13 protein-coding genes and 1 riboswitch are annotated in these 12,980 nt (G+C 31.9%); of the genes, 7 read left to right on the top strand and 6 right to left on the bottom strand.

What is annotated here, in order from left to right:
- Positions 1-182 precede the first annotated feature (182 nt).
- The gene (locus C1H87_RS21865) at positions 183-611 is read left to right on the top strand and encodes a hypothetical protein (protein WP_102757860.1); all 429 of its coding nucleotides are present in this window, start codon (positions 183-185) and stop codon (positions 609-611) included.
- 417 nt (positions 612-1,028) lie between these two features.
- On the top strand, positions 1,029-1,457 hold the full coding sequence (locus C1H87_RS21860; protein ID WP_102757859.1) for a hypothetical protein: 429 nt from the start codon (positions 1,029-1,031) through the stop codon (positions 1,455-1,457).
- On the opposite strand, the gene C1H87_RS21855 is transcribed toward C1H87_RS21860, so the two are convergent.
- The 3 genes from C1H87_RS21855 to menD form a co-directional block, all read right to left on the bottom strand.
- On the bottom strand, positions 1,449-2,279 hold the full coding sequence (locus C1H87_RS21855; protein ID WP_102757858.1) for a CvfB family protein: 831 nt from the start codon (positions 2,277-2,279) through the stop codon (positions 1,449-1,451). The two genes, C1H87_RS21860 and C1H87_RS21855, sit on opposite strands and share 9 nt — an antisense overlap.
- Positions 2,280-2,543: 264 nt before the next feature.
- Positions 2,544-2,882 (bottom strand): DUF2853 family protein, encoded by a 339-nt coding sequence (locus tag C1H87_RS21850; RefSeq protein WP_102757857.1) that lies wholly within the window; start codon positions 2,880-2,882, stop codon positions 2,544-2,546.
- Between the two features lie 100 nt (positions 2,883-2,982).
- On the bottom strand, positions 2,983-4,737 hold the full coding sequence (gene menD, locus C1H87_RS21845; RefSeq protein WP_102757856.1) for a 2-succinyl-5-enolpyruvyl-6-hydroxy-3-cyclohexene-1-carboxylate synthase: 1,755 nt from the start codon (positions 4,735-4,737) through the stop codon (positions 2,983-2,985).
- Positions 4,738-4,953: 216 nt separating this feature from the next.
- On the opposite strand from menD, the gene C1H87_RS21840 reads away from it, so the two are divergent.
- A complete protein-coding gene (locus C1H87_RS21840) occupies positions 4,954-5,148 on the top strand; it encodes a hypothetical protein (RefSeq protein WP_158655319.1) in 195 nt (64 codons plus the stop codon).
- On the opposite strand, the gene C1H87_RS21835 is transcribed toward C1H87_RS21840, so the two are convergent.
- Positions 5,125-6,252: a chorismate-binding protein gene (locus tag C1H87_RS21835; protein ID WP_102757854.1), complete on the bottom strand. Its 1,128-nt coding sequence runs from the start codon at positions 6,250-6,252 to the stop codon at positions 5,125-5,127. The genes C1H87_RS21840 and C1H87_RS21835 overlap by 24 nt on opposite strands.
- On the bottom strand, positions 6,252-6,680 hold the full coding sequence (locus C1H87_RS21830) for a PaaI family thioesterase (RefSeq protein WP_102757853.1): 429 nt from the start codon (positions 6,678-6,680) through the stop codon (positions 6,252-6,254). The genes C1H87_RS21835 and C1H87_RS21830 overlap by 1 nt, the downstream gene beginning before the upstream one ends.
- A gap of 52 nt (positions 6,681-6,732) precedes the next feature.
- Between C1H87_RS21830 and C1H87_RS21825 the strand changes: the two genes are divergently transcribed.
- Positions 6,733-7,368, top strand: a complete 636-nt coding sequence (locus C1H87_RS21825) for an alpha/beta hydrolase (protein ID WP_102757852.1) — start codon at positions 6,733-6,735, stop codon at positions 7,366-7,368.
- An 89-nt stretch (positions 7,369-7,457) separates the two neighbouring features.
- Here C1H87_RS21825 and C1H87_RS21820 read toward each other — a convergent pair whose 3' ends face one another.
- Positions 7,458-9,218: a serine hydrolase gene (locus C1H87_RS21820; RefSeq protein WP_102757851.1), complete on the bottom strand. Its 1,761-nt coding sequence runs from the start codon at positions 9,216-9,218 to the stop codon at positions 7,458-7,460.
- Between the two features lie 468 nt (positions 9,219-9,686).
- Here C1H87_RS21820 and C1H87_RS21815 point away from each other — a divergent pair, with 468 nt between their 5' ends.
- From C1H87_RS21815 to nrdG, 3 genes are all read left to right on the top strand, one after another.
- Positions 9,687-10,571 (top strand): AraC family transcriptional regulator, encoded by an 885-nt coding sequence (locus tag C1H87_RS21815; protein ID WP_102757850.1) that lies wholly within the window; start codon positions 9,687-9,689, stop codon positions 10,569-10,571.
- A 273-nt stretch (positions 10,572-10,844) separates the two neighbouring features.
- Positions 10,845-12,083, top strand: coding sequence for an outer membrane beta-barrel protein (locus C1H87_RS21810; RefSeq protein ID WP_102757849.1), 1,239 nt, complete (start codon positions 10,845-10,847; stop codon positions 12,081-12,083).
- 113 nt (positions 12,084-12,196) lie between these two features.
- A riboswitch (cobalamin riboswitch) is annotated at positions 12,197-12,394 on the top strand.
- Between the two features lie 130 nt (positions 12,395-12,524).
- A complete protein-coding gene (gene nrdG / locus C1H87_RS21805) occupies positions 12,525-12,977 on the top strand; it encodes an anaerobic ribonucleoside-triphosphate reductase activating protein (RefSeq protein ID WP_102757848.1) in 453 nt (150 codons plus the stop codon).
- Positions 12,978-12,980 lie beyond the last annotated feature (3 nt).

The raw sequence follows: 12,980 nt of genomic DNA, 5'->3' as shown, positions 1-12,980 counted from the left end.
ATATAACCTTAATTAAAAAACATAGAATTATTCGTAAAAAATAAAACTGAAAGCTGTTTAGTCTTGAATTTATAATACAATCGTGTTATATTAGTATTCTGTTTTTTTGTTAAAAACAGAATATAGATTAACGGAAATTATAACTTCCTGCCTCTCAACTCTAACCAAAGAAGTTAATAATTATGAAAATTGCTGAATCTGATTTTTCAAATCATATTGTAAAATCTGTACAAAAAAAACTAGGAAACGTATTCTTTTTTAAGCACATAGCGGTTATAGAATTTAACGAAGGTGTGCACATAGATATAAATAATTCCTCCGAATTTTTCGACGAACTCATAAATTATTTTGGTAACTCCAGACCTTTTGGAGTCATAGCCAATAGAATAAACTCTTACTCTATAAATTTAATGGACGCAAAGTTATTCAAACAGAAAATTAGAAGTTTATGTTACTATGCCGTTGTGGCTTATAATAACGCAGGCAAAATGAATGCAGAAATAGAAGATAGCTTTTGCCATGCCGATAAAATCAGTTATGATTGTATTCATGAGGCTATGACTAAAGTTTACAGTAAAGTAAAAAATGACATATTGCTTTCGCTGCACTAAAAAAATGCGCTTTCTCAATTTTCGAATTAAAGTGATGTTAAGATCTTAACGAATCTTATAAAAACAATTGAACAATTGTTCTTACTAAACAAAAAAAGCCTTTCTTCGAGACGTTTAGTATTCCTACCTACAATTTTATAGCCATAACCCTATAAATTATCTTCAAAATTTCACACAATTATTTAAACCTTCGACAACAAGACTAATAAGCTTATAGAATATTAATAGACTTTTAAGCTAAAAAATGAATTTTAGATAATAATACAATACCTATATAAATATATTATGTAAGCATCGTAAATTTGCAGGCTCAAAAATTTTAAAGCAAACAGAGGTTTATTTATTAATAATCAAACCATTACATTTTAAACGAAGTCTATAATAAATTAAAAGTAGCATCTAATTAAGTATTAAGGTATGAAAATAATTGAGTCCGAAATTTCAAACCATGTTCTAAAAACCATAAAAAAAGAATTAGGAACTATCTTTTTTTTCAACCACGTAGCTGTTGTTGAGTTTAATGAAGGCGTACATGTAGACATTAACAATTCTATCGATTTTTTTGACGAGTTCAAATCATATTTTGGAGAATCAAGACCATTTGGAATCATTGCTAATAGAATACATTCCTACTCTGTAAAACTTATAGATGTAGACCTGTTTAGAAAACAAGCAAACAATTTATGCGCTTATGGTGTCGTGGGTCACAATGCTGCCAGTAAAATGAATGCAAGGATTGAAAACAATTTCTGTGCCGACGATAACATTGAATACGACTCTTTATATGAAGCTATTAATGCTGTTTACTACAAAGTAAAAAAAAGGCTGGTAACGACATTAAACTAAATAAATCCCATCTGGTTTTATTTCGATTTGACGCTCTTTATATAAGGTTCCGACTGCTTTTTTGAAGTTCTTTTTACTCATTTGAAGTGTCTCTTTTATAACTTCGGGACTCGATTTATCGGTTAAGTTTATATACCCGCTATTATCCTCAAGTTCTTGCATAATACGTTTGGCATTAGGCTCAATATTTCTATAACCTATTTTTCCCAAGGAAATATCTAACTTATTTCCCGGACGGATTTTCTTAACAATACCTTTTAGCTTATCGCCAACGCTAAGATCTGAAAATATCGCATTTTTATAAATAAGTCCAGAGTGGGTTTTGTTTACAATAACATTCATACCAATATCTGAAGGATGCGATACAATTAAATCGACTTCATCGAATTCCTTTACGGTTAACTCTTTGTTGTCTAAAAATCTATTCGTCTTGCTTGAAGCCACTAACCTGTCGGTTCTTTCATCTAAATAACAATACACCAAATACCAACCTCCCGGTTTCATTTTAAAGGCTTGCTCTTTAAACGGACAAAATAACTCCTTTACTAGTCCCCAATCTAAAAAAGCACCATAATCGGTTATCTGATTGCAACGTAACAATGCAAAATCATTACGCATAATATAAGGCATATCTGTTGTAGCAACAGGACGTTCCTCATTATCTAAATACACAAAAACCTCTAACTTGTCCCAAATTTTAAAAGCCTCTGGCACATACCTGTTTGGCAACAACACTTCGTTATCTTCATCATCAATTAAATATACGCCGTGGTCTGTTTCTCTAAGTATTTCTAGTGTATTTATCTGTCCTAAATGTATCATGCCGCAAAGGTAACAATATTAGACCGAGTATTTTGTTTGGAATTACATGATTTTTACATGAAATAAAGACCATAAAAAGAGACTGTCTGAAAAGCCATTGTGTTTTACTTTATCAGGTTGAGCTTGTTGAAACCGATATTGATTATCAGTGAGTTAAAAACATTTCAACAAGCTCAATATGACATTAAACATACTTTTCAGACAGCCTTTAAAAAAGCGTTACAACAATTGAAACGCTTATTATTTTATATTAAAGAATCTATACTAGTAAGCCGATTCTTTTTTGAAATGTTTCGTTAATAAATAATATACAACAACTCGATACTTATTACGATTAGATTGACCGTACTTATCCATGACTTCAATAATGCCTTTATCTAAATCGGCACTATCTTCCAGACCAAGCTTTTTAATTAAAAAATTGTTTTTAACGGTTGCCAGTTCAGATTCGTCCGAACCAGAAACTGTTGAAGAATCTGCATTGTAAATAGATGGACCACAACCAATAGCAACTTTGGTTAATAAATCCATATCTGCATCGACTCCAAACTTGTCTTTTAAATCTGCAGCATACTTTTCAATAAGCTCGTCTCTTTTATTCATAATAACTATTTAATGTGTTTGTAAAATATTTCGTCTTAATCTCTATTTCTAAATATAACTATTTTTTAGATATCTAAAATGAGAGAACGTTACAGGTTATTTACCTTAAAAACCTGAAATAGTTTAAAAGTATTTCATCGTTAAGGTTTTTAGGCGTGAAAATTTCTAACAACTTAGGCTGATTATCCTCTGAATAAAATGTACCCAACGCCGATTGTAATGTGATTTCATCTGAAACCGATTCGTATTTAAACCCATACATTTTACATAAATGCTCTGCCGTTAAATGATGGTTTGTTTCAAAATAAGTATCGAAATTTTCAGTGTTTTTATGTCCAGGAAGAATTCTAAAAATGCCTCCACCCTCATTATTTATAATAATTATCCTAAAGTTATTAGGTATATGGTTATTCCATAAGGCATTGCTATCGTACAGAAAACTTAAGTCGCCAGATATTAGCGTGGTTTGCTCAGCTCTTGCTACTGCACCCCCAATAGCTGTTGATGTGCATCCATCGATACCACTGGTACCACGATTGCAAAACACTTCCAACGTTTTATTTAAATTGAATAATTGTGCATAGCGTACCGTAGAACTATTTCCTAAGTGTAAAATAGTATCGTTAGGTATCGAACTTAATACAGCATCAAAAACTTTTAAATCGCTAAAGTCTATACTCTTTAGGTAATCGTCATGCTTTTTAAGCCTCGATTGTTTTACATGAGCCCAATAGGCATTATAGTCGCTCTCAATCCGTTTTGTTTTTGGTAAAAATTCAGAAAAGAAATAATTAGGTGTCGTTTCTATAAAACAATTTAAACTGAAAAACGTATCGTTTGCTTTCTTTAAATCAACATGCCAATGCTGTTTTGGTTTGTGAGTCCTTAAAAATGCTTTTATCTTTTTCGATACAACCAAACCTCCAAATGTTAGTAAAATATCTGGTTGAAGCATTTCAAAATCTTCATGCTTTAAAGGTGCAATTATTTTATCTATACTCGGGAAAAATGCATCATGGTGTAAATTCGATGTGGTTTCTGTAAACACAACAACACTGTTATCGGTCGCTAAAACATCTAACCAACGTTTCTCTATTTGATTGGGTTGATTAACACCAACAATAACCATCTTTTTTGAAGCCGTATTCCAATCTTTAACACAAGCATTTAAAATAGAATCATCAATTTGTAACGGCTTATCTTCCGCAGCGATAAAAACCGGTGCTACAGATAATTCATTTACCATGTCGTATAAAGGCTCATCGAACGGCAGATTAATATGTACAGGGCCTTTTTTAAGGATCGCTGTATTTATAGCCTTATTTATAGTTTCCTCATTATATTCCTGAACCGTTTTTTTTAACCCAAGTAATGTTTCAGCCTTATTTTCCAAACTTTTAAAAATAGGAAGCTCCTCTTCTATACCATTTTCAATATCCCTTAAGTCAAGTTTTAAATTGGCTGAATATAAAATATGGCTTTCGAATACATTTTTCTGATTAATGGTTTGTCCGTCGCCAACACCAATTAAATGTTTTGGTCTATCTGCCGATAATACGATTAAAGGAATATCACTATAAAACGCTTCGGCTACAGCCGGATAATAATTTAACAAGGCACTACCCGAAGTACAAACAACTGCGGTAGGTTCTTGCAACTGTTGTGCTATTCCTAAAGCAAAAAAAGCTGCGCAACGCTCGTCTACAATACTATAACACTTAAAATAATCGTCGTTAGAAAAACCTATAGTTAATGGAGCATTTCTGCTGCCTGGAGAAATAATAATATGTTTAACACCTTTAGCTTTACATAGTTGTATAGCTGTTTGCGCCATTGGGATTTTTGGATAAATCATGTAGTAGTAATCTAGGCGCTAAAATAATAAATAGGTAGAAATACTTAACTACAAAACGCTTTTAATTACACCTATAGCTACTTATGTAGGAATCTACAATACGCTTTTAATACACATCAAAACATATTCAGCAAGATTGGAAAAGACAATGGTTTATAGAGTGGATACATTTGTGGTATCAATACATAAAAAATGCCCTCAAAACAGACCAATAAGATGATGAACACAATATTAAAAACAGAATACGATAAAAATTTAAGCTACAAAAAAAGGAGGTATACAGGTATGCAAAACATGTATCGGTTTAAGCCGCATTATATTCCGGGATGGATTTCTTTAATTCAGGTATGGTTTCAGCTTTATTTTCCAGATTTTTGGAAAGCACTATTACAAAACATTTTTAATTACTAAAGATTTAGATACGGTTTCCTGCCATTCTTTTTCAGGAACAGAATGTTTCGTCACCCCACCCCCTACATAAATAATCGCTTCTGTATTTTGCAATTGCATGCACCTTAAATTCACATACAAACGTGTACTTTTCCTCTTAATGGTATAAGCTCTATTTTCAATATTGCGTTTTGCAGATCTTGATTGTAATTGGGTTTCCATATTAAGCTCTCCCAAAAAGCCCGTATAAAATGCTCTGTTATAATGTTCATTTTCCAAAATAAACTGTTTGGCTTCCAATTTTGGCAAACCGCATACTGCTGGTGTTGGATGAAGTACAGAAATAACTTCTTTTAAACTCGATTCGGGCTTTAACTGTGCTGTAATCATTGTTCTTAAATGCAGTAAGTTTCCGGCTTTTACGGTTTCTACGTCAGAAATTTTAAAACGTTCAACCGTAGGTTTTAAGTTGTCTACTATAAAATCGGTAACAAACTGTTGCTCTTCCTTTTCTTTGTCCTGCCAAACCACATTCAACGTCCCATTATAATCTTGTGTACCAGCTAGCGCCATAATTGAAAACCGATGGCCTTCAATTTTAATTAACGTCTCTGGCGTAGCACCTAACCACAGCCCTACTTTAGGATGATACCAACAGTATACAAACGCAGATTTGTAAGTACTTAAAAGCCTTTTAAAAATGGATATCGGGTTGGATTCTGAAACAGTTACAGTTTCTTGCCTAGACAGTACAACTTTTTTAAATTGATTGTTAGAAATAGCTTCAACACCTTTTTTAACCAATTCAATATGTTGTTGTTTCTCTTTTAAATCTTCGGTTGTAACTTCTTCCTTTTTATTTGTAGATTCCGTAGCATTTTTAAAATCAACAGAATCTATATGTAAGCTTTTAGAAGTATCTAAAGGGATTAAAACTGTTTTTTCGGCATCATCAAAAGGAGAAAACACAAAACCTTTCTCGGTAAAATCGCTTGCATAATGTAAATCGCTTGTTTGTTGTAATAAGGCATTTATCCGATCCTCTTTCGGTTTTCTATAAGCAACAAAGGGTAATTTATTGATGTATTGTGTTTCAATACGACTTAAAAAAGATTCCAACGTCATTAACTATTTCTTTTTGGTAAAGCAATAGTAGATAATTTACAAATTGAAATTAAATTATCGGCATCATCTGTAACCCGAATATCTATTAATTGCGTTGTTCTGCCCTTATGTAAAAAAGAGGCTTTAGCATAAACAAAACCTTCTTTTACACTTTTTAAATGATTCGCCGTAATTTCTATACCACGAACAAAGAATTTTTCGGTATCAATAAAAATATGTGTTGCAAAACTCCCCACGCTTTCTGCTAAAGCAGCGGTAGCACCGCCATGTAGCACACCATCAGGTTGATGCACTCTTGGGGTAACAGGCATTCTAGCTATTAAAAAGTTATCCCCAAAATCTATTACTTCAATATTCAAGGTCTCCATTAAAGTATTTTTACAAGCTGCATTTGCTTGTGCCAAAACTTCTTCCTTAGATAATTGCATAGAATAATTTATTTTTAATGTTTGAAACAAAAGTACAAAACCCGTTTAACAAATGAATTCTACCGAAAAAGAAATATCGTATCAAACCACAAATACCTATTCTACTTTAAATACGCTTACTAGTAAGACCAAACATGTTTGGCTGGTTTGCCATGGTATGGGCTATTTAAGCCGTTACTTTTTAAAATACTTCAAACAGCTCAATGAAGAAGAAAACTATATTATAGCACCACAGGCCAGCAGTAAATATTATTTGAAATCAAATTTTAAGCATATTGGTGCCAACTGGTTAACAAGAGAAAACACCGTGGCTGAAACCGAAAACATCATGAACTATCTGGATGCCGTTTTAGAAACAGAAAACATCCCTGAGAGTAAAAAGTTAATTGTTTTAGGATACTCTCAAGGTGTTAGTATAGCGGCACGTTATGTAGCAAAAAGAAAATTACAATGCAGTCAATTAATATTGCATTCTGGTAGGATTCCTAAAGAATTAGCTGCAGAGGATTTAAAATTTTTAAACGCCAAAGTATCTCTTATTTATGGAAAAGATGATGCCTGGTTAAATGAAGAACGTATGATTATGGAAACTGAAAGAGCCGTTGAATTATTTGGACATAATGTAAACATTGTACCTTTTGAAGGAGTTCATGAAGTTAATGTGGGGCTTATAAATGGTTTGGTATAAGCTTTCAATCCTGCGACTGTAGCTCTCCCTAAAAAAATAAAACACATTTCAAAAACAATGCTATGCTTATTCATTTTTCAACAAAACTATTATTCCATACGTTTACCAGTAATTTCTCGACCACCTTGTAATAAAGTGACGCTACCTACTTTGCCAGCATCATTTTTATTAAACGTTAATTGTGCCGCAACGACCTTATAATAAAACACATTTTCAGATTTAGGAAAAACATCAAATGCGAGTTGTCCTGTGGCCTGCGCTTTTAATTGATTACCTTCTCTTGTAACAGTAAGAATAAAATTAGGCATGAGCTCATACTTACCTAAGTAAGTTTCTAAAATGTCTTCTGATACAATTATTTCTTTCTCATATTCTGAAACATCAGCACCTAACTTCTTTAAATTATCTATGGCACTTTGGTTATTAGAATTTAACTCAACAGATCTCTTATAATTGGCTATGGCCAGATCATTCTTTCCTAGTTTCATTAAAGCTTCGGCATAACTATCATAAACATTTGATGATTTAGGAAAGGCCTCTATATTTAATTTAAATACTTTTGCGGCTTCTTCTACTTTATCAGAACCCATGAGTTGGTAACCAATACCATTCATTTCCCTTTCACTTAAATTGTAGGTTTCTGAATCTTTAATGGTTTTATAATGTGTAATCCCTGCATCAATCCCTTTGTCTTGAATAACATTTAATACGGCATTAGCAACCGATTTTTTAGGGAGATCGTACGCTTTACCATACATAATTCCACGAATAGCTCGTGTTATTTGGTTAAGCGGTGCTCCTCCTGTATTATTTAAAAGCACCACCAAGGATTTATCTGAAGTTGCTCTGGAGATATTAGTATTAAATCCGTTAATACCACCACCGTGACCAATGGTGTAAATACTATCGGTAGATTTCCCAATAGGGCTTTTACCAACACCCCAGCCATAAGCATAATGACTGTTACCAAAAGCAGGGATATGAGGCTTAAAATAAAGATCCATAAATTTTTGAGAAAGTAGCTTATTGGTATATAAAGCTTGATCCCATAAATATAGATCTTCTACGGTTGAATACAAGGAGCCTGCTGCATAAGGGATAGACATATCTAAGTAGTTTGAATTTATATAGCCATTCCCTTTTTTTTGATAACCTGTGGCTCGGTTCTTTAAAATAACACCATGATGATCATAACCCGTATCGTTCATGTTAAGAGGCGCAAAAATATGATCATGAAGTGCTTCTTCATAGGTCTTCCCAGACAATTTTTCAACAAGAACACCTAGAAGAAAATACCCTGAATTACTATAATTAAATCTTTCGCCTGGTGTAAACTCTAATATTTTATCCGAAAACTTTTTTACAAACTCATCTGGTGTGTACGGGTTGCGGCTTTCATCCTGAAAAAACCTTGGAAATGATGTGTAATTTGGTATTCCTGATGTGTGCGTTAGTAAATGATGTGTTGTTATTTTATCCCCTGTGGCTTTAGGATAATCTGGAAGGTATTGTGTAATTGGTGCTTGCAAATCTAATTTACCTTCGGCTGCTAATTGTAAAATCAACATGGCCGTAAATTGTTTAGTAATAGAACCTAAACGATGCTTGGTATTGGGCTGGTTAGGAATGTCCCACTCCATATTTGCCATTCCAAAACCTTTTTTATAAATAACTTTACCTTGATCTGATACCAAAACAGACCCATTGAATTTACCATATTCCACATAAGTATTTATAAGTTTATCTATTTGCTCTACTTTGGTTTGAGCAAAACTCATATGGCACACTAATACGATAGCAACTATTAAAAGACCTTTTCTAGATAAAAAATAATTTGAAATTGATTTCATAAACCTGAATTTTGATTGATTTGTTTAAGCATTACATATTTTAAAGTACGATGACCAATGGTGTTATAATAACTATTAAAAGTTTTAGGTGTTTCATATTCCAATAAATGATTTGTTCGATACATCTTAATATAAAAGCACTTTACATAAACAAACATAGAATTTCCTTTACTCTAGTAATAATGAAATGATAAACTTTTACAAACTTTTCACATAATTTACATATTCAAAAAGCTTAAGTTTCCATGCATGTATTAAGAAATTATAAGATTTAAACTTTCAATTGATCTGTTTAAATAGTAAACATTTTATAATATGACAACCAATGCCCCTAATAAGTTACATAATAAATGATTAATTTTTATTTTTCATGATCATGAAATAAAAACAATTCAGCAAGTTTGGAAAAGTCTATATCTTAATTAGTGAATACATTTGTCATACTATTATTTAACTCATACGACAAGAATGAAGCTCGAGCAAAACAACAAAGCGTTTTACAATCAAAAGCTAAATATCATTGTAGAATACATACACAATCATTTAGATAGTAAGATAGATATTAAAACGCTGGCCGAGATCTCACATTTTTCGCCGTTTCATTTTCATCGTATTAGTAGAGCGTTATTAGGAGAACCCATTGGAGCATATATTTCCAGAACACGTGTAGAAACTGCTGCAAAAATGATTCGATATACCTCTTTAGATATTGAAAGCATTGCTTATAGTGTTGGCTTTGAAACACCTTCATCCTTATCTAAAAAATTTAAAAATTATTTTGGTGTAACTCCCACTGCGTATCGCAAAAACAAATCATTCACAATTAAAAAAAAGACGATTATGGGAACAACATCCAATACAGAAAACAACAAAATTTTAAACATTAAAAAACCAAAAATCCTGGACATAGAAGATAAAAAATGTATCTATGTGCGTATGCAGGGCCCTTATAAAACATTAGACTATCCTGGGGCATGGAAAAAACTTTGGGGCGTGGTAAAAGAACAAAAACTATTTACAGCAGGCATAGAGCATTTAGGATTGCCATATGATGACCCAAAAGTAACCGATGACGATAAGATCAGGTACGACTCGTGTTTAGTAATACATAAAGACGCCAAAGCTGTAGACGACATTGGTGTTAAAACACTTAAAGGTGGTAAATTTGCCGTGTTTTTATACCAAGGAAGCTATGATTTCTTTGCCGACGTATATAACTATATTTTTAACGAATGGCTTCTAAATAATGAATATGAATTGCGCGATGAAACTGTTAGAGAAAAATACATTAGCAATCCGGAACGTGTAGAACCTCACAAGCTTAAAACAGAATTTTATATTCCAATAAAATAGATTTTTAGAAGACTTTCTTCATATTTCAAAATTAAAAGGTGTGTTATAGCTTTAACCACCTTTTAGCTAATAAATAATTTCATACTAATCGAATAATGCTATTTCGTGTTTCAATTACCATTATTAATAAAACCTCTATTAAGCAATGTATTGTTTTTTTATTAAAAACACTTTCAAAATTGTAAGTTTTTAAAATTAAATTTCCTTTAAAAAGACTACATTTGGTTCTTAAAATATTAAACGCCTACTCTCAAACCCTAAATCAATTATTCGATGTTATTATCAATAAAAGATCACTTATTATTACTTTTCGTTACAATTTTAGGCCTTAATTGTTATTCTCAAATTTCTTTTGAAAAAGGATATTACATAGACAATTCCGGACAAAAAGTTGAATGTCTAATCAAAAACATAGACTGGAAAAACAATCCGAAAGATTTCGAATACAAGCTATCGGAAACTAGTGATATAAAAAACACCAATATTAGCTACGTTCGGGAATTTGGAATTTATAATGACTCAAAATACATAAGAGAGCAAGTAAAAATAGATCGATCTAGAGAAAGTATTGATAATTTAAGTCGTAGTAGTGAACCCATATTTAGTGAAGAAAAACTCTTTTTAAAAGTATTGGTTGAGGGTAAAGCCAATTTATACCTATATGTAGATGAAAATTTAAGACGATATTTCTACAATAAAGAAGACTCTAATATTGAGCCATTAATTTATAAAAGGTACAACACTTTAGACTATTACTACATAAAGGAAAATGTCCAATTTAAACAACAATTATGGAATGATTTAAAGTGTTCTATAATTGAAATGAAACGAGTTGAAAACTTAAAGTATAAAAAGAACAGTTTAATATCTTTTTTTACCGATTACAATAGATGTAATAATTCAGACTTTACAAATTATAATGAAAATAAAAAAAGAGATTTATTCAATCTATCTATTAGACCTCGCTTGAACAACGCTTCTTTAAAAATAGAGAATACCAGATCAAACTTTACAGATACCGATTTAGGAAGTAAATTAAACTTCGGCTTTGGTATTGAAGCAGAATACATATTACCCTTTAATAAAAATAAATGGTCCATTTCAATCGAACCAACTTATCAAAGTTTTAAATCTGAAAAAACAACTAATGCAAATAACATATCTGGAGGGAGTTTAACAACAAAAGTCGCTTATAGTTCTATTGAAATCCCCTTGAGTTTAAGGCACTATTTTTTCCTTAATGATGATTCTAAGATTTTCGCAAATGTTTCCTATGTATTCGATGCAAACCTAAACTCATCAGTTGAATTTATAAACACCAATAATATTGTTTTTAGTACTCTAGATATTCAAACTCGAACTAATTTGGCCTTTGGAGTAGGTTATAAAATCTATGATACATACAGTTTAGAAGTGAGGTATCAAACGCGCAGAGAACTTTTAGGAGAATATGTTTTTTGGAATTCAAACTATCAAACATTATCAATCATTTTTGGTTATTCAATATTCTAAAAACCCAACGTACATTACTGGTAAACAACAGTTAAAATAGGTAGCTACATAACCTGTTCATAAGTTGTTTAATAACTAAAAAAGTAAACTCTAAATACAGAAAAAAGCCTTTTTATCTTTGAATAGAATTTGGTTCTAATACAATTTTCTATTGTTAGGATTAAAATGGGAATCAGGTGAAAAACCTGAACTGTTCCCGCAGCTGTAAACTCTATAAATGGTTCTACATTCTTAGTCACTGTTCTCCAACCGAACGGGAAGACGTAACAACCAGAGTAAGTCAGAAGACCTGCCATATTCAATATAAGTCACGCTTTCGGGAAAAAAGCGAATGGCACGGTGTATTCCTTTATCGAATAAACGTACCTTTTTTTATGACAAGTTAGTAATGTTCAAGTAATACAATTCTATGTATTGCAAATGGATATAATTTGGTAAAAACTGTATTACTCTAATTTAGAAATAGTATTTCAGGAAGTTCCAGGAGAAGTGAGCATTTGCTTTACTATCTCTGGTTGTGGTATACGCTGTAAAGGCTGCCACTCCCCTAACCTTTGGAAAAAAGGTAGCGGTCAATTACTATCTAAAAGTTTCTTTAAAACCATCTTAGACAAATATAAAGGCATGGCGAGTTGTGTCCTGTTTATGGGAGGAGAATGGCACAAAGAAGACCTAATTAGTTATTTAAAATGTGCTCAAAAAAACGGATACAAAACCTGTCTCTATTCTGGAGAAACCAAACTAGATGAAAGCATCTTATCTCAACTTACTTGGGTAAAAACAGGACCATGGATAGAGCTACTTGGAGGCTTGGATAGCCCAAAAACCAATCAAAAATTCATTGAAGTAAAAACCAACAACACATTAAATCATTTATTCTTAAAAAACTATTAAGCC

It is taken from the genome of Flavivirga eckloniae, from assembly GCF_002886045.1.
GTDB classification, from domain to species: Bacteria; Bacteroidota; Bacteroidia; order Flavobacteriales; family Flavobacteriaceae; genus Flavivirga; species Flavivirga eckloniae.
Note: the sequence above shows the minus strand (reverse complement) of the source record. Positions and strands in the feature narration are given on the sequence as shown.

Bases quoted from the DNA above. Each gene is read 5' to 3' on its own strand.
- C1H87_RS21840 (WP_158655319.1), top strand. From the start codon at position 4,954: ATGATGAACACAATATTAAAAACAGAATACGATAAAAATTTAAGCTAC.
- C1H87_RS21850 (WP_102757857.1), bottom strand. From the start codon at position 2,882: ATGAATAAAAGAGACGAGCTTATTGAAAAGTATGCTGCAGATTTAAAA.
- C1H87_RS21825 (WP_102757852.1), top strand. From the start codon at position 6,733: ATGAATTCTACCGAAAAAGAAATATCGTATCAAACCACAAATACCTAT.
- C1H87_RS21835 (WP_102757854.1), bottom strand. From the start codon at position 6,252: ATGACGTTGGAATCTTTTTTAAGTCGTATTGAAACACAATACATCAAT.
- C1H87_RS21860 (WP_102757859.1), top strand. From the start codon at position 1,029: ATGAAAATAATTGAGTCCGAAATTTCAAACCATGTTCTAAAAACCATA.
- C1H87_RS21815 (WP_102757850.1), top strand. From the start codon at position 9,687: ATGAAGCTCGAGCAAAACAACAAAGCGTTTTACAATCAAAAGCTAAAT.
- menD (WP_102757856.1), bottom strand. From the start codon at position 4,737: ATGATTTATCCAAAAATCCCAATGGCGCAAACAGCTATACAACTATGT.
- C1H87_RS21820 (WP_102757851.1), bottom strand. From the start codon at position 9,218: ATGAAATCAATTTCAAATTATTTTTTATCTAGAAAAGGTCTTTTAATA.
- C1H87_RS21865 (WP_102757860.1), top strand. From the start codon at position 183: ATGAAAATTGCTGAATCTGATTTTTCAAATCATATTGTAAAATCTGTA.
- C1H87_RS21830 (WP_102757853.1), bottom strand. From the start codon at position 6,680: ATGCAATTATCTAAGGAAGAAGTTTTGGCACAAGCAAATGCAGCTTGT.
- C1H87_RS21810 (WP_102757849.1), top strand. From the start codon at position 10,845: ATGTTATTATCAATAAAAGATCACTTATTATTACTTTTCGTTACAATT.
- C1H87_RS21855 (WP_102757858.1), bottom strand. From the start codon at position 2,279: ATGATACATTTAGGACAGATAAATACACTAGAAATACTTAGAGAAACA.